We start from the raw sequence: 16,886 nt of genomic DNA, 5'->3' as shown, positions 1-16,886 counted from the left end.
GGTTGGTTAGAAAAATGGATTCCGTGGGCTAAGGCCCCCGGGTCCGGCTAATATTTGAAAAATTCCAAGACCAAGCCTAGGTGCTATATTTAAATCAAGTAACACCGCGGCAACAACTCCTGCTAGTCGCCAACCACAGTGTTTATCTGCCGGTAGGTAACTAACAAATGTATTTGCCCAATTAAGGTAGCCATCAGTTGGCGAGGCAAGCAACAGATTATTTTTAGCATCGATAATAAAAGGGGATTGCCCTCTAAAGTCTGTGCCGAAACCCGGTGCTATTATCCAATCTTCATGGGTAGGATCATCCGTGGCATTGAGACAATGTTGAGCAATAGCCTCGGATACATCATTATGATGTTTTTTTAAAAAACGCATAGCATTTTCTATTTCTTTTGAACCACCATAAGCGCCGCTCATGCCCATCATGGCAATAGGTACTATATGATTTACATCTGTTCTACCAATGGCTGCATTGGCTGCAGTTCTTGAAGATGAATGACGAGGACCAAGGTTTATTAGGAAAATTGATAATTTCCTTAATAGTTGTTTTTGGGTATCGTTGGGTAATTCACCATTATAAAGTAAGAAAAAAACATCATTAACGTCACAATCATCCATTAAATCTAGCACGTTATACCCATGTGTCCGAGTTTCTTTCACTAAAAAGTTATTATCATCTGCCGGAATTTCTAGGGTAATGTCACTTTTTATTTTTGATGTAAAATGGTCATTTCTGCTTGTGATTTTTACTTTTCTTTCACTCATTTTGTTTTATAACCCTTTAGAAATTTGAATATAAACACTTCTACCTTGAATTGGATAATCTCCCATCGGTCCAAGCACTTCTGGCACTAATGGGTGTGAAGGCTCAAAAGCAGATTTATCAAAAACATTCTTCCCTAACAGTGACAACCTCCATGTGCCGACATAATTAAGTGTCCAATGAATAGCCATATCTACGCTAGCATAATTAGCTAATGCGGGTCTTGAATCATCAACTTCACGTTCTCTTTTTCCAATCCAGTTTATTTTTGTATTAAAAGTCAGAGATTCTGATAGTTCATTATCATATATTGCACTGAAGAGCTGTTCAGGCGCTAAAGGTGTTGTTATACCTGTAGATTCATCTTCTGAATGCTGCCATGAGTAATTAAGCGCTAAAGCGTTGTTGTTAAATTTCCAACTCAGTTCTGTTTCAAAACCGTATCCTTTTTGGCCTTTTGAATTTTGCGCTGTGGTGCTCGTTGTGTTCTGATCAGCAACAAACTCGATTAAATTTCTACTGTGGTACTTAAATAAATTGACAGACCAATGAATATTATTTTGTAAATATTGATTTAGACTGAATTCAATTGTGTCAATTGTTTCGGGTTCTAAATTAGGATTACCAGTACCAACAGGGTTATTAATGGCATAAAGGGTGTCAAACGCTGGTGCTCTAAATGCTCTACCATAAAGTAGTTTTGTGGTTGTATTTTGGCTAACAGCCCAAACTAACGCTAACCGTGGATTTAGAGTCGATCCAAAATCATCATAATAGTCATAACGAATACCCGTTGTTAATTCCCAGTCATTGGCAAATTGCCATTGATCTTGAATGCTAATATAGGTGTTTTTTCTTTTAACATCTTTTACGAAAACATATGGGGTATTAGACACATCCGTTAATGTGCCATCAATTAACATCATCTGACCAATCGCAAATAATTCAGCCATTTTTTGAGTATCAATAACACCGGGGCCAAAATTTTTCTCTTCTTTAGCCGTTAATTTTCTTTGGGAAATACCCGCACCAACCCTTAGCTGATGTTCGTTTAGGTCTGTAGAAAGAAAGGTAAAATCAAGAGAATGTAGTTTTTCAGTTGGTTGAGGATTTCCTAAATAGCCATCCACAAATAGACCTATCCCAACAGGAGAGGTCAAATTTAAATTACCATCTGCACCAATGGGTATCTGTGAATTCGCGGGCAACACAGAAAACTGTGCTTTGTCTTTCATTTTATAAAAGCTATATTGAGCTTTGGCTTCCCATGAAGCTATACGCCAGTCGTAGTTTACATCAAATTGATAGATAGACGTATTTTGGGTACCGGTAGGGTCCAACGCTTGTCCAGACCCAAGACCAACACCTGCATTATTATTATCCCAATACCAAAAGTTAGTTTTAATGCTGTTTAACTCGCCAGTTAGTCTTATATCAACAATGTTATAGTTTGTGTTAAGTTCACCTGGTGCTTGCGAAGTAGATGTTTGGGAAATTTCATCAAATATAGTTTGCAAATCACGTGTTAAAATCCGGCTATCATCTCCGTCACTTTTTAATGTCTCTAAGGAAAAGCCCAATTCTACTTCACCTAACTTAAAAGCATTTTGATACCATAAATTTGACGAATTATAACTACCATAACTTCCACCGTAATTTGCTTCTTTTATTTTATTCAGGTCTTTTGTGATGACATTGATTACCCCGTAAGCATCTGCACCATAAACGGCAGAGCCAGGGCCACGAATTACTTCAATTCTTGCAACTGAATGAACAGGCATTTTAAATGCTTGTGGGCGCGCGCCTGTATACTCCTCTCTTACTGGTAAGCCGTTAACTAAATATAGAATTTGTGGGTTTTGATCTGTATAGATCCCTCGTATTGAAAACGAGGTGTTTAATCGATTAAAAGGGGAGGGGTAAACATGAAGTCCCGGAACATTTTCTAATGCTTCAGATACTGTTTTTGCACCCATGTTTTCTATTTGCTCTGCAGTAATAACCGTAGCTACAGACGGGGCTTTATGAATTAAAACTTTATTACCTGTCGCAATGCTAACAAAATCTTCATCGCCATAAAAATCTTCTAATGATTGATCTCCTCCATCAACAAATTCTTCTTCAACACTGATCAATGGGCGCGTTGATTGCGTAGTGTTTGCAAGCAATAATGGGCTGTGTATGATAAAAAACCCTGAGATAAATAGGGTTAAAAAATTTCGTGAATGCTGCATGAGTAACCTCTAGCTAAACAATTAAATATCATGTTGTAATGGCTGTTTCACGGTAAAAACTGAGCCAAAACCCAGTTCGCTTTCTACGGTAAGCGTGCCACCCATTAATTGGCAAAAATTTTGCGTGATTGCCATGCCTAAACCTGTCCCTTCAAATTGACGAGTTTGACTACCGTCTACTTGAGTAAATTGCTCAAATATATAACCCAACTTCTCTTTAGCAATGCCTACACCTGTGTCTGATACTGAATAATAAAGAAAGTTTTTATCGCTATGAATGTTAAACGTTATCAGACCATTTTCGGTAAACTTACAGGCATTACTGAGTAAGTTGAGAAAAATTTGTAATACTTTTTGGCGATCAATATATAAAATGGAAGTTAATGCGCCCATGCTAACTTTTAATTCATTATTATTTGTTTTAGCCATAGGTTGCACAGTGTCTATGGCTTCATGAACTAAATTCTTAATATTAACCGCTTTTAAATACAGATCCATTCTACCTGCTTCAATTTTAGACAAATCTAAAATGTTATTAATAAGTTCAAGCAAATGATGTGCGTTGAATACTTTTATTTAAATCTTCAGCTTGAGCATCCATGCCATCAAGCTCTAAATCTTCCCGTACCAGATCATTATAGCCAATAATCGCTTGTAATGGTGTGCGCAGCTCGTGGCTAATATTGGCTAAAAATTCAGACTTATGCCGACTGGCAGTTAAGGCACTATCTCTGGCAACAACCAGTTCTTGTGTTCTTATTTCTACCTCAGACTCTAAGGTGTTATGGCTTTTTTCTAGTGCTGTATTTTGTTGCTCAAGGGTTGCCATCATCTGGTTATAGGTTTTTGCCATTTGTCTTATTTCTAACGCGCCATTCACTACTGCTTTAGGATACAGACCCGAATCTCTGGCCGATGCCATGGTATTTGACAATGCTAATAATGGTTGGGTTAAATGATTAATAACATATTGTATTAAAAGGGCGAAAAGAAAGGCGACTAGTGCCCCGATAGCTATATTACTAATAAAAATTGAGCGCTGTATTTGGTGTAATTCGTCTTTATTATATTGTACCAATACATAACCTAATGTTTTTTCCTCAATAACCTCATCATCCGGGTTAATCATGTCGCTATCATAGCTATCTTCAACATAGATTACAGCAGCGGCATAAGTCCAAATTTGCTCAGTTTCAAAAAGTAATTGTGTTTTGTTTGGTGGTAACTCGGCTTGAAGTAAAGGTTTTTGCAGGGCCATTTTACTTGATTGAATTAATAGCTCACCATCGATTTTATATACAGCAACACCAACCACTGAGGTAAAACCTAACGCTCTTTGTATTGCTTCTTGCCCGTTTTCTTTACTACCAGTAAGTAAGGCTAACATGGTTTGTTCAGCAAAGTTTTGGGTAATTTGTAGGCTTGTATCAATGGTATTTTCTCGTAACGTTTGGGTGGTTTGCCAGGCGGTTAATAATGACGTGATGATAGTAATCATAAAAATGCTGACGATAAGAAGTGTCAACAACTGTCGTTTAAAGGCTGGCATGGGAGATACTTGTTAATTGAGTATTTATCATAAGTATTATTGTGGAAACGTTAATTGAAATTGTTGTTGTTGCTCTGAACTATATTTTAATCCTAAATGTGCTGCTGTACGTAAATTGACTGCTAAGCGAGTTGATTTTAATGCCGCAAAGTTTTTTGATTCGGTTGTTGCTCAAGCCCTTGCACCATGGTGAAAAGCTGTTGACCTAATGCAAAGTTATTAGGATAAGTAGAAAATAAAACACCGCGTTTGGCGTGAGATGGCTTACTTGAAAACACCACTACTTCTTTAGCCCAAGCCTCTTCTAAAATAAGTGGGAGCGTGATTTTATCATGTGAAGTAATGTTATCTAATGGTAGCCAAATAGCATCTTGGTTTGATACATCAGAATTGAATACCTTTTGATAAAACGTTATCGCTTGTGCGGTATTTGTAACATAGTGACTATTGAGTATTAGGCCTTTTTTTAACGCAGCCTTTTTTGCTAACTCAATTAACCAAGCGCTTTTATCACTGTAAGCAACATGAATTTTCTTAACATTGCTAGCAACCTGATCAAGATAACCAAAGAGAAAGGCCGGATCTGTTATTAAGCTAACCCCTGAAATGTCGCTAGGGCTGAGGGGTAAAGCACCTGAAACAACTTGAAAAACATTAGTGGTGTTGTCATGCTTATATTTCGACAGTTCTCTTGCTAATTTCCAACCTAAACGCCCAAGCACAATGACTTTGTTAATTTTTTTCTGTTTAAGGGTTTGTGCTATTTGCTCGCTATTGTACTGTTTAGTGATGATAAATTCTTCATAACTAATATGAGGATTATAGTCTTTAGCTGCTTTAACAGCGCCTGCGATGATTTCTTGATAAATAGAAAAGTAGGGCTCTTTTGCTTTAGGATAAAAAATCGCGATTTTAGCCGTCTGTTCTTTCTCGTTATCTTCAGCAAAAGCAGAACCCCCTACTAAAAGGCTAACTACCACGAAAATAAGAAGAAACACTTTACTTATCAAACAACAACCCAAGAAACTATTTTATAATAATGATTAAGTATACCTGTATTTTGATAGAATACGAGTCTTAAAAGGGGATTGTTTTATACGGATATTTTTGTTGGTGTTATGGTGCCTTTGAGGAGAAAGAGCTTCCGAACTTGCGCTAAACAGTTGTTGATTTTTTATTATGCTTAAAAATAGTATTTCTCCTTTTTATTTGAACACCTGGTAAATATTGTTCGAACTTAGGGGGGATAAGTAATCATTGAGCTTATTTTGAATGGATTGATACCTAAATTAAAAGTAAAAAGAGAGGAAACAGCAGGATTACTAAAAAAAGCACATTATTAGAACTCATCACTGAATTTGAGATTATTCTAGAAATACTCCATCCATGAAGTTTCTCTCAATCACAAATAAATTTGCTACACATGTGCTACATAATTATTTTATTGGTGTTTTTCTTGGATGTTGATTTGAATGGCGCCTTTGAGAAGATTCGAACTTCCGACCTAGCGCTTAGGAGGCGCTTGCTCTATCCTGCTGAGCTACAAAGGCGTGAGCTATATTGTATTGTTTTTTCACAATAAAGTTAAGTTTTTATCGTCGTTCTTATTCAATTTTATTTTATTGTATTAATAACGTACAGCTAAATCATTTATTTGAATATTACCTAATAAATTATTGTCTACTGTGGCGGCTGTTGCGCTTTGTGTAGTTAACTTGGTTACCTTCACTTTGTAAGGGCTGATATTGTAGCTTACATAGTGTTTTCCTTGTTGGCTAATGAAGTTGTTGCTGTGTAATAGGGTAAACTCGTCACCAATTTTTACGCCATGATGCTTGCCTAAATTAATCGTAATTTCGTTACCTTGTACCTGCACTATTTTTCCTTCGCTTGGTTCGCACATTACATTATCGTCAATATCGCTGACAACGGTATCAAGTAATGAGTCAATCATAGTACCGTAGGCGCTTTGCCAAAAGGCCGTGGCATTTACATCAATATTTTTTCTTTTGTTAAAGTCCCACACTGCTGCATTTTGGTAGCTGTTTTGCCAAATTTTTTCACCGCTTAAACCATTATATAGGTATAAGGTAAGGTCAAAATTTCTAGGGTAGGTGCTTTGTTGCCATACTTTCCAAGCGTTAGTACGTTGCTCTTGAAAAGACACGTCATTAATTTCACTGAAAAGTATATATTGACTATCGCTTGTGCCGCTAGTGATATCACCAGTTGTTTTATTTTTTCTTCATTAAAACTCGTGTTTAATCGTGAAAATTCGGTCGCATTTTGAAGTAGTAATTTGCCATTGCTGTAACTACTGTTATTCGTTAATCTTTTATACAGGTGACGAATGACGGCTGAATCTATTTGATAAATTTTCCCTATATTTGCTTGTTCTCTTTGTATTAAGTGGCTTTTAGTAAGCAGAATAGATTTTTTGTAATCTAACGCGAAACACTGTTTTTCTTTGGGAAAAATATCGGCTCTTATCGTTACCGTAATTAGGTTGTTACTGTGCAGTTCGTCTATAAGTTCAATAGAATTAACGCTACCACTAGCACGAATACTTATTTGATCTTGAGTTAATAACCCATTAACTACTTGTTGAATACTAGAAACACTTGCCCCAAAGAACGAGTAATGCTTTTTTTAAAGCGTTTTCCGTTGCTTTTGCTCGCGCTATTTCAATAGAGTTTGCTGTTATTGACGCGTGACCTTGGGCTTCGTACCATTGACCATTACAAGCAATACTGACGAATAATAAGCTAGTTGCTAAGATGGTTTTTTTGATTAAGTTTCGCATATACTCTCTTATGAAATACGAAAAGCCTACGGGATAACGCAGGGCAATTCTTAGGTAAAGTACAATTCTTTGTCATAGTACAACCAATTTAATACAGTCAGCAAAGGGGGCATGTCTGTACTGTGTTGTCTATACTATCGTTCATTAGTTAAAATTATTAATGCACAAATTATGCCTATTTAAATAAAATATTTATTGTTGTTCGCTTGTTTTAAGGTTATCTGGCTTGAAATGTGCATTGTTATTTAGTTATAAACAACCGAGTGAATAAAATTGTCAGTGTTTATGTTAGTAAGTTTCTAGTGTAAATAGTGAGTTTTAAGGGGAATACCATGAAAAAGTGGCTTATATTAATACTGCTGCCGGCGTTTTTGTCTTGTAGTAGTTCTGAAAAAGAAGATAATTTTTATAAATTAAAACAAGCTGATAAGGGCCAAATTGATAGTTACAACTTGCCTAAACACGCCATTAATGATTTGGTGAAAGGTTTAGCTTATCAAATGTTAGAAAGTAGCAACTTTGTGAATAAGAAAACCCCGGTAGCCGTCGCTTCTTTTGTTGATCTGAATGATCTTGAGTCAACTAATTGGTTAGGTAACCAAATTGCTGAAAATTTTGTACATGAACTACAACGTCATGGTTTAGTTGTGATTGACTTTAAAGCCACAGGGCATATTCGTGTGACCAAAGAAGGCGATTATGTTTTTAGTCGTGATTGGAAAGAGCTACCTGAACGTCAGATAATTGACTATATCGTGGGCGGTACCATGATGGAACAAGAAGACGGTATTATTATCAATGCTCGTATGATTGGTATTCAATCACATGTTGTTGTTGCCACGGCGCAATCGTTTATTCCTTCATGGGTATTAGGCGAAGAAAAAAGTCACAGTGAAAATGTAAAAATGAAAGATGGCATGATCATTCGAAATAATGCCATGTTAATTGAAAATCAACGTGCGGTTGAAATTCAAAAATAGCTGAAGTTGAGTATAGGTGAAATTATGAGAAGTACAGTCTGCAATATAGCGATTTCTGTCGCAAGCATCCTATTAATTAGCGCTTGTAGCAGTGTTTATGATAAACATGTACAGTGGCAAGCCGTAGCACCTGATGCATTTCCTATTATTCATGGTGTTGGATCTGCGCCAATAAGCTTACAAAAATCAACTAATGAAACTCAGCGGATGTTAATGGCCATTAAGGCGTCAAAAATTGCCGCCTATTTAGAGCCGGCTGAACAAGTTTATGGGCAACAAGTCAATAGTCAAACCACAATGGCAGACATGTTAATTGAAAACCAACAATTAGCGTCATCAGTTCAAGGGGTAATTAAAGGCGCTAAAGTAGTTAAAAGCTATCCCGTTGGAGATACCTATACAACAGAATTACAGTTAGATTTTAAAGATGTGTATGAAATATATCAGGCAAGTTTGAACCGAAAAGAAATTAAATCTGTACAGTACTTTTAACTGTTACTGAGAGCAAAACCTCACTTTTAACGAGAGCAGAACAAAAGCACTTCTTGCGTGTTATATTCAGACTATATGTGTGTTTTACATAAAAATATAACACCAAACGTTTTACGTTTTTTACGCTTTTAACCCTATACTACTTAACCCGCCACTTTTTTTACCTTTATTATCATAAGTCACAGAGGCTCTGTTGTGTCCCTCTAATAAACTGGTTTTCATGCGTTCAACCGCGAGTTGGGATTGCGCTATAATTTGACCATTGACTTGGTTTTTTTGTTGGCAAGAGGCCAATAAATTTTCAATTTCTAATAATTCTTGTGCTAGCTTGCCGGCTTTATCTGAGGCAAATGCTTGGTTAAGACTTATTTGTTGATCTAATGTTTGAATCGCAATTAATAATTGGTTTTTCTGCTCGCTAATTTTCAGTAGCTCATTTGGCTGATGCTGCTGTAAAATGTGTTTTTCATCAATAATAACTTGTTCAAGCGCTTGTAATTGGGAGTATTGTTGAGCTAGTAATTCTTTTGATTCAGATGAAGCTGACATATGAGCACCTTGCGTTAATAAACACACTTAAACTCATAGTTTGAGGCACATATCATACTAAAGCAAATCAAATTCAAAACTAGCAATACTTGCCGCAAGCTTTTGGGGATCAATTTTATAGTCTCCCGAAGCGATTGTTTTTCTTAACTCATCAATTTTTTGCTGATCAATGGTGGGTAAGTCATTTGCTTTTTTTTGCAATTCACTAAGTTGTTTAGCTTGTGGCGTTAACGAAACAGAGTCATGTGCTGCATGCTTAACTTGCGTATTTGTCGTTGCCGCTTGAGAAGCATCTTGCTTAACTTGTGTTTGCTGATTTTGGTGAACTTGAGTTTTGTTGTTCAAGTTATTGATATTTATAGTCATAATAATACCCTACGGTAAGGTGCGCTTTAAAAATTTACTTTCTAACCTTATATCGGCAAAAAAGATAATAACTTAAATAAAAATTTTAACATACGTAAAGTATTTTTAAATAGAAAAAATTATCTAGGAAAGATTATGTTTCTGCTTGAAAATTATAGATTAATCGTGACTTGATTAACACCACTGATTTTAGGTTTGATTATCCGTCCCGAACTCGAATTTTCAACACTGATCTGTTCATATAAATTGCCTGAACTTAGTGCCACACCTTTGGTTTTTATCATGAAGTTTTTACTTTTTGCGATGATGGTTATGGTGTCACCTTTACAAACCAAACACACATTTCTTCGAGTAATAGGGTAATTTTCGCCAATTCTTTTTTCTGCTTTACTGCCTAAAACTGCGTTGATATCGGTTAGTCGTTCGCCGCGAATTCTATTGTTTGCAATATATTCAATAGCGATATTGTCTTTCGTTAAGGTTGCTCCTTTGGCAATGGTACTGGTGGCTATAACAACCGCAAAAGTTCTTTCTATTTTTGCAGGGAGATACATTTGCCAAGGTGTTGCATCTTCGCAACTTATTTTAACATTAACGTTTCTACGGTCGGTGTTTTCAGGTATATTTGCTGTAAGAGGTATTTGGCAAGGTTTGATAATGATTCTTGGGTCAATGTCAGCAATGTCAAAAAATATTTTACCGTCTTCTGGCGGTGCTATTTCGTCCTCAAGAAATTTTTTGGCAAACGACTCTATATAAGCACTATCCCATGTGGTTGCATAGCTTACCAATGGAGATAATGTCAAAATAGGCATTATAGATAATAATAAAAATAAAAAAACGTTGATCATTCGCATATTTTGTCGTTTATCGCTAGGTTAATTCAAATACTCAACTATGCTTAAATTAAAGTTGGCATAGTTATATATTACATCAGTTCTGTGATATAAGTTTATTAATACGCGTAATAAAAATTACTTAAAAAGTGAAAGCTTGCTAAGTATCAATTTTTTGTCACTTTTTTAACATATAATAAATACAATCAAGAATTGTGCCTTTTCTTTGAATTTTTAGGGTAACTATTATATTACTTGATTACAAATGAGGTTTTTATGGTGGTATATTAGATTCGGTTAACCAACGTACACAACTTGTTGGGCAAAATAGACTCGAATTACTACTTTTTAAGCTAGTAGGCAGACAGCGTTTTGGTATTAACGTTTTTAAAGTAAGAGAAGTTTTGCAGTGTCCTAAATTGACGCAATTACCAAAACAAGACCCTTTTATAAAAGGTGTTGCGCATATTCGAGGGCAAACTATTTCAATTATTGATATGAGTAAAGCTATCGGTGGCCCCTCTATTACTCAAACAGATGAGTCATTTATTATCATTGCTGAGTATAATCGTAGTGTTCAAGGTTTCCTTGTTGCGGGGGTAGAGCGCATTGTTACCCTAAGTTGGAAGGATATGATGCCACCGCCAGAGGGGGAAAATCCAGTTACTTAACCGCTGTTACTGAAATAGATAATCAAATGGTTTCTATTTTGGATGTTGAAAAAGTGCTCAATGAAATTAGTCCTGTTTCAACAGACCTAAGTGATGGCGTGGCTGATGAAAGCGTTGGTGTAGAGCTTGGTGAACGTATAGTTATGATTGCAGACGATTCAACGGTCGCCCGTAACCAAGTAAAAAGAGCATTAGAGCCTTTAGGTATTAAAATGGCATTGGCAAAAAATGGTCAAGATGCCTTAGATCAACTTTTAGCTATTGCAGAAACGTGTGAACATAGCATTACTGAAAAAGTCGCTTTGATGGTTTCTGATATAGAAATGCCAGAAATGGATGGTTATACCTTAACAGCGGAAGTAAAAGGAAATGAGCGAATGGCTAAAATGCCTATTATCTTACATACTTCGTTAAGTGGCGTGTTTAATAATGCTATGGTTGCAAAAGTTGGCGCTGAAGATTTTATTCCTAAATTTCACCCTGATGAATTAGCCACGGCAGTTAAAAAATGGTTGAATCATTCTTGATGAAGATATGGACATATGAATAGATATATTAGGAAGAAGCTATAGTGCTATCAAGAGAACTTGATGACAAAAGTTATCATAAAATTAGCGAATTTTTAGAGCAACAATGCGGTATTGTATTAGGTGAAAATAAGCAATATTTGGTAAAAAGCCGTTTGTCGCCCTTGCTAAATAAATTTGATCTTAATTCGCTCGAAGAGTTAGTTACGCGTACGTTATCATCTGCTGAACGGCAATTACGTGCAGCAGTGATTGATGCAATGACCACGAATGAAACACTATGGTTTCGTGACGAATATCCCTTTAGATTACTTCAAAACAAAGTGTTACCTGTGTTCTCAAACAAAAGAACGCCCGTTAAAATATGGTCGGCGGCAAGTTCTTCAGGGCAAGAACCGTATTCTATTGCTATATCAATTTTAGAATATCAAAAAAATCATCCCGGCTCTTTTGCTAGAGGTATAGAGGTTGTTGGCACTGATATTTCAACTACCATGCTTGAACATTGTAAGCGTGGTCAATATGACTCACTGGCCTTAGCGCGTGGTTTATCAGAAGAAAGAAAGAAGCTTTTTTTGAAAATGGCGACAACAGGATGTTAAAAGTTAAAGACGAAGTGAAAAAAATGGTTACATTTCGTTCTCTTAACTTGCTTAATAGTTACAGTTTAATGGGACGATTTGATATTATTTTTTGTCGGAACGTACTTATTTATTTTGCGCCAGAGATAAAAGCGCGCATCTTAAGTCAAATTCATGGCGCTTTAAATGAAGGCGGATATTTATTTTTAGGTGCATCAGAATCTCTCTCAGGCTTAAATGATAATTTTAATATGATACGCTGTAACCCCGGCATTATTTATCAGAAAAAGTAACGTGTAAAACGTGTAAAACGTGTAAAACGTGTAAGTACTGATAACTGCGGGGTTTATTATATTGTCTATTCACTATTAGCCTCATACAATACTTACACATTATTAAACGCTTTTTCATTTATTGAAACGTAAATCAACATACTCCTCTCATTTATCGTTATTTCACCTCCCCTTATTATTTTTGTTGGCATAAATATTGTATTACATATCGTTAAATATAATTGACGGTACGTTATTATGGCTATTAGCTTTGACAAAGGTTTTGAACTTCACGCACAAGGTATGCTTTTGCGTGCTAAGCGGGCAGAAGTGATCGGCGGCAATATTGCTAATGCCGATACCCCTGGCTACAAAGCAAAGGGGATGGACTTTCAAAAAGCGATGCAACAAGCCAATCATCAACAACAAGCGGGCATGAATAAAACCCATGCAAAACATTTTGATGTTCGAACTGAAATAAATAATAGCGTTGATTTTCGCACGCCAGATCAACCAGATACCGGAGACGGTAATACGGTAGATGTGCAAGTGGAACGAAACTTGTATCTAGAAAATTCATTAGAGTATCAAGCGGGCGTTCAGTTTTTGAATGGAAAAATAAAAGCCCTAAAAAGTGTTATTTCGGGAGGTAGTGCATAATGAGTCTCTTTAACGTATTTAGTATCACAGCGAGTGGTATGAGCGCACAATCAACGCGTTTGAATACCACAGCCAGTAATATTGCTAATGCAGACAGTGTTAGTTCAAGTGTTGATGAAGTATACCGCGCTCGTCATCCAGTTTTTGCCGCTGCTATGCAAAATGCTGCCGATGGACAAGATTCAAGTGTTGGTGTTCAAGTGTTGGGTATTGTTGAAAGTAACAAACCGTTAAACGTTGAATATTCCCCTGAGCATCCAATGGCAGACAAAGAAGGCTATATATATAAGCCTAATGTAAATGTGATAGAGGAGATGACGAATATGATATCAGCCTCTCGTTCATATCAAACTAACGTGCAACTAGCTGAGTCAGCAAAGAACATGTTAAATAAAACCCTTCAGCTTGGTCAAAGATAAGGAGTAGGTGATGACAACAGTTAGCAGTACAAGTACCTTAGACTCAATGCGTTGGCAGAACGAAGAATATAAAGTTGCCGACGAAAATGACAATGGCATGCTTACTCAGGCTGATTTCTTTGCTTTACTAACGCAGGAGCTAGCCAACCAAGATCCAACTAAGCCTGTAGATAACAACGAAATGATTTCGCAAATGACTGCCTTCTCAACCACAGATGGCGTGCAACAATTAAATGACTCTTTTACTAGCTTTGCTAGTTCCATGACCTCAAGCCAAGCATTACAAGCTTCTTCGCTTGTTGGGCGCAGTGTGTTAGTGGAAGACAATGTTTTTGGTATGGCGGAAGGCGAGCCAGTTAAAGGTAAAATAGTCACTGATGAGTCAGCGAGTAATGTCAATATCTACGTTGAGAATATTGCCGGTGAAATTATTCAAACCGTTCCTGTGGGGAGTTTAAGTGAAGGCGGCGGAACATTTACCTGGGATGGGCAAACGTCGGTCGGAGAAGCAGCACCCGCGGGAGCTTATCGTTTTAGAATAGCGGGTCTTGTTGATGGTGTAGCTTCCGAATTACAAGCCATGACCTACCGAAAAGTTGATAGTGTCACGTTAGGCGGCTCAGGTGGCAATATTGTGCTCAACCTTAATGGCGGAAGTGCTATGAATTTATCTGATGTGGTTGAAGTTTCAGAAGGTTAGTCAATTAATTGCTGAATAATACTTCAGCGAACAATGAAAGAATTTTTAAGAGAGGTAAATTATGTCATTTAATATAGCATTGAGCGGATTAAACGCAGCACAAAAAGATTTGGATGTAACATCAAACAACATCGCTAACGTAAATACGGTTGGCTTTAAAGAGTCTCGTGCTGAATTTGTTGATGTATATGCATCATCACTTTTAGCCTCAGGAAAAACAAAAGTAGGTGATGGTGTCTTAACGTCAGAAGTTGCCCAACAATTTTCTCAAGGCAGTATTCAATTTACTAATAATGCCCTTGATTTGGCGATAACGGGTAATGGCTTTTTTGCAACGGTGCCAGAGATAGATTCACTCGAAACCTCATATACTCGCGCAGGCCAGTTTAAATTAAATGACGATAATTTTGTGGTGAACTCTCTTGGTGGGCATTTATTAGGGTTTCCTATCAACGCAGATGGTACGTCAGCGTCAGTTAGCTTAAGTACAGCATCGCCTATTCGTATACCTACATCATCAGGCGCTCCAACGCAGTCGAGTGAAGTTGATATTCGTATGAACTTACCTGCGGGTGATGTTCCTCCGGCTAACGGAACATTTGATCCAACAGACCCGTTAACCTTTAACAATTCAACGTCAGTAACTGTTTTTGATTCATTAGGTGATAGCCATATTATGACCTATTACTTTGTTAAAGCTGCTGCTAATGAATGGAATGTGTTTACCGCAGTAGATGAGCAAATGGTTGATATACCTGCAGCTGCAGCAAATCCGGCAGCGTCTACTTTAGTACAACCTACTGGGGCGGCGTTACAGGGGCTGTTTTGTTATTTAATACGAGTGGGGATTTTATAGAACAAAAACCAGGTACCATACAAACAGCGGCATTTGGTGCTACTATTTTAAGTAATGGTGCCGATCCCACACAACAAGTTATTATTGATTTTAATCTCGATACAAGTGGACCTAATTCTAATGAACCTACTCAATTTGCCTCTAATTTTGAAGTAACCGCATTAAGCCAAGATGGTTTAGCCGTAGGTCGTTTAACTGGCATTGACATTGGTACTGACGGTTTAGTACGAGCCACCTATAGTAATGGTACTTCAGAGCCATTATCTAGAATTACCATGGTTAATTTTGCTAACGAGCAAGGTTTACAACAAGTTGGCGGTACAAGTTGGAAAGAGAGTATTAGCTCTGGTGAGGCGTTAGCAGGTGAAGCGGGCTCTGGTACTTTTGGTACTATCAACTCTTCTGCCCTTGAACAAGCGAATGTTAACTTAACGACAGAGTTAATTGACTTAATTTCTGCACAACGAAACTTCCAGGCTAACTCAAGAGCGCTAGAGGTTGATAACCAACTGAATCAAACTATTTTACAAATCAGATAAATTTAATTAAATTTAGCTAAAAAAGCTGCGATGTTCGAGTGATGTTGATTACTTGAACATCGCAGCTTTTCAATTATTTGTTCAACGAAATTCAGTTTAGCAATGAATTACTCTCTACATCCTACATCACCCCATTTCACCTGGAATTGTTTAATACTATTAATCTCACTAACTAGGGATCATTCCTACTTGCATTTCTACGTATAAAATAGATCACTTAATTAATGAAACTGGTATGGTTTCTACTCTTGGCATTTTTCTTGCAATTATTAATTTAATACTTTCAATTACCGGTAAACCATGATGGATAAGATGCTTTATGTCGCCATGAGCGGTGCCAAACAAAACATGCAAGCGCTAGCAATTAACGCCAATAACCTTGCCAATGCCAAGACAACAGGCTTCAAGGCTGATTTGGCACAAGCGCGTTCTATGCAAGCATTTGGTGAAGGTCAGCCTACACGTGTTTTTTCTATGACAGAACGTGCAAGCCAAAATTTTGACTCTGGTGCTTTATTAATGACAGGTCGTTCTCTTGACATCGCAGTTAAAGGTGATGGTTGGTTTGCTGTGCAAACTCCCGAGTTATCTAACGCTAATTCGTTAGGGTTCGGTCAGGGTGAAGCATACAGCAGGCAAGGGCATTTACGCTTAACTGAAGATGGTACATTAGAAACCTCAAATGGTGAACTTGTGTTAGGCGATAATGGTCCTATCATTTTGCCATTACCGGTAAGTAATATTCAAATTTCTCCAGACGGAACAATTATGGTTCAACCTGAAGGTGCACCTAGGAATGCGCAAGAAGAAGTTGGCCGTATTAAACTAGTAAACCCTGACGTTCGGTTAATTGAAAAAGGGGCTGATGGTCTATTTAGACGTAAAGATGGTCAAGTTGAGCTGAGTGATGCAAATGTGCAAGTACAAGGCGGCGCACTTGAGTCAAGCAATGTAAATCCTTTGTCTGAAATGACAGATATGATTGCATTACAAAGACAATTTGAAATGCATTTGAAGCTAATGAAAACGGCAGAAGAAATTGATTCGAGCAGTTCTGCATTATTACGAGCATTTTAGTGTTTATTA

At 37.1% G+C, this 16,886-nt stretch carries 16 protein-coding genes, 1 tRNA gene and 4 pseudogenes; 9 read left to right on the top strand and 12 right to left on the bottom strand.

Annotation, left to right across the window (positions count from 1 at the left end):
* Positions 1-6: 6 nt before the first annotated feature.
* From L3081_RS16155 to L3081_RS27110, 9 genes and pseudogenes are all read right to left on the bottom strand, one after another.
* On the bottom strand, positions 7-768 hold the full coding sequence (locus L3081_RS16155; RefSeq protein ID WP_242287121.1) for a citrate synthase family protein: 762 nt from the start codon (positions 766-768) through the stop codon (positions 7-9).
* Positions 769-774: 6 nt separating this feature from the next.
* On the bottom strand, positions 775-3,000 hold the full coding sequence (locus L3081_RS16150; protein WP_242287120.1) for a TonB-dependent receptor plug domain-containing protein: 2,226 nt from the start codon (positions 2,998-3,000) through the stop codon (positions 775-777).
* 21 nt (positions 3,001-3,021) lie between these two features.
* Positions 3,022-3,522, bottom strand: coding sequence for a sensor histidine kinase (locus L3081_RS16145; RefSeq protein WP_242287119.1), 501 nt, complete (start codon positions 3,520-3,522; stop codon positions 3,022-3,024).
* 22 nt (positions 3,523-3,544) lie between these two features.
* Positions 3,545-4,549 carry a histidine kinase dimerization/phospho-acceptor domain-containing protein gene (locus tag L3081_RS16140; protein ID WP_242287118.1) on the bottom strand — a complete coding sequence of 335 codons (1,005 nt, stop codon included), beginning with the start codon at positions 4,547-4,549 and terminating at the stop codon, positions 3,545-3,547.
* A 137-nt stretch (positions 4,550-4,686) separates the two neighbouring features.
* Complete coding sequence (locus L3081_RS16135; protein WP_242287117.1) at positions 4,687-5,529, bottom strand: ABC transporter substrate binding protein; 843 nt, start codon at positions 5,527-5,529, stop codon at positions 4,687-4,689.
* A 493-nt stretch (positions 5,530-6,022) separates the two neighbouring features.
* Positions 6,023-6,099: transfer RNA gene (locus L3081_RS16130), tRNA-Arg, on the bottom strand.
* A gap of 77 nt (positions 6,100-6,176) precedes the next feature.
* Positions 6,177-6,770 carry a flagella assembly protein FlgT middle domain-containing protein gene (locus tag L3081_RS28440; RefSeq protein WP_338027403.1) on the bottom strand — a complete coding sequence of 198 codons (594 nt, stop codon included), beginning with the start codon at positions 6,768-6,770 and terminating at the stop codon, positions 6,177-6,179.
* 77 nt (positions 6,771-6,847) lie between these two features.
* Positions 6,848-7,159 (bottom strand): annotated as a pseudogene (locus L3081_RS27115) (flagellar assembly protein T N-terminal domain-containing protein); the annotation flags it as partial.
* A gap of 1 nt (position 7,160) precedes the next feature.
* Entirely contained in the window at positions 7,161-7,352 is a 192-nt protein-coding gene (locus tag L3081_RS27110) for a flagellar assembly protein T N-terminal domain-containing protein (protein WP_274620595.1), read from the bottom strand.
* A 332-nt stretch (positions 7,353-7,684) separates the two neighbouring features.
* Here L3081_RS27110 and L3081_RS16115 point away from each other — a divergent pair, with 332 nt between their 5' ends.
* Positions 7,685-8,332, top strand: coding sequence for a FlgO family outer membrane protein (locus L3081_RS16115; protein ID WP_242287116.1), 648 nt, complete (start codon positions 7,685-7,687; stop codon positions 8,330-8,332).
* A 24-nt stretch (positions 8,333-8,356) separates the two neighbouring features.
* On the top strand, positions 8,357-8,824 hold the full coding sequence (locus L3081_RS16110) for an LPP20 family lipoprotein (protein ID WP_242287115.1): 468 nt from the start codon (positions 8,357-8,359) through the stop codon (positions 8,822-8,824).
* A 120-nt stretch (positions 8,825-8,944) separates the two neighbouring features.
* Here the strand turns inward: L3081_RS16110 and L3081_RS16105 are convergent, their stop codons facing one another.
* The 3 genes from L3081_RS16105 to flgA form a co-directional block, all read right to left on the bottom strand.
* Positions 8,945-9,373, bottom strand: a complete 429-nt coding sequence (locus tag L3081_RS16105) for a flagella synthesis protein FlgN (protein WP_242287114.1) — start codon at positions 9,371-9,373, stop codon at positions 8,945-8,947.
* Positions 9,374-9,430: 57 nt separating this feature from the next.
* Positions 9,431-9,739, bottom strand: a complete 309-nt coding sequence (gene flgM / locus L3081_RS16100; RefSeq protein WP_242287113.1) for a flagellar biosynthesis anti-sigma factor FlgM — start codon at positions 9,737-9,739, stop codon at positions 9,431-9,433.
* A 152-nt stretch (positions 9,740-9,891) separates the two neighbouring features.
* Positions 9,892-10,554, bottom strand: coding sequence for a flagellar basal body P-ring formation chaperone FlgA (gene flgA / locus L3081_RS16095; RefSeq protein WP_242287112.1), 663 nt, complete (start codon positions 10,552-10,554; stop codon positions 9,892-9,894).
* A gap of 305 nt (positions 10,555-10,859) precedes the next feature.
* Here flgA and L3081_RS16090 point away from each other — a divergent pair.
* The 7 genes and pseudogenes from L3081_RS16090 to L3081_RS16060 all read left to right on the top strand — a co-directional run bounded on the left by L3081_RS16090 (position 10,860) and on the right by L3081_RS16060 (position 16,877).
* Positions 10,860-11,773 (top strand): annotated as a pseudogene (locus tag L3081_RS16090) (chemotaxis protein).
* Between the two features lie 44 nt (positions 11,774-11,817).
* Positions 11,818-12,647 (top strand): annotated as a pseudogene (locus tag L3081_RS16085) (CheR family methyltransferase).
* Between the two features lie 237 nt (positions 12,648-12,884).
* Positions 12,885-13,286 carry a flagellar basal body rod protein FlgB gene (gene flgB / locus L3081_RS16080; protein WP_242287111.1) on the top strand — a complete coding sequence of 134 codons (402 nt, stop codon included), beginning with the start codon at positions 12,885-12,887 and terminating at the stop codon, positions 13,284-13,286.
* Positions 13,286-13,705, top strand: coding sequence for a flagellar basal body rod protein FlgC (gene flgC / locus L3081_RS16075; RefSeq protein WP_242287110.1), 420 nt, complete (start codon positions 13,286-13,288; stop codon positions 13,703-13,705). Before flgB ends, flgC begins: the two co-directional genes overlap by 1 nt.
* Positions 13,706-13,715: 10 nt before the next feature.
* The gene (locus L3081_RS16070; protein ID WP_242287109.1) at positions 13,716-14,405 is read left to right on the top strand and encodes a flagellar hook assembly protein FlgD; all 690 of its coding nucleotides are present in this window, start codon (positions 13,716-13,718) and stop codon (positions 14,403-14,405) included.
* A 61-nt stretch (positions 14,406-14,466) separates the two neighbouring features.
* Positions 14,467-15,800 (top strand): annotated as a pseudogene (flgE, locus tag L3081_RS16065) (flagellar hook protein FlgE).
* A gap of 303 nt (positions 15,801-16,103) precedes the next feature.
* Complete coding sequence (locus tag L3081_RS16060) at positions 16,104-16,877, top strand: flagellar basal body rod protein FlgF (protein ID WP_242287559.1); 774 nt, start codon at positions 16,104-16,106, stop codon at positions 16,875-16,877.
* Positions 16,878-16,886: the final 9 nt, after the last annotated feature.

The organism is Colwellia maritima (genome assembly GCF_022669015.1).
GTDB classification, from domain to species: domain Bacteria; phylum Pseudomonadota; class Gammaproteobacteria; order Enterobacterales; family Alteromonadaceae; genus Colwellia; species Colwellia maritima.
Note: the sequence above shows the minus strand (reverse complement) of the source record. Positions and strands in the feature narration are given on the sequence as shown.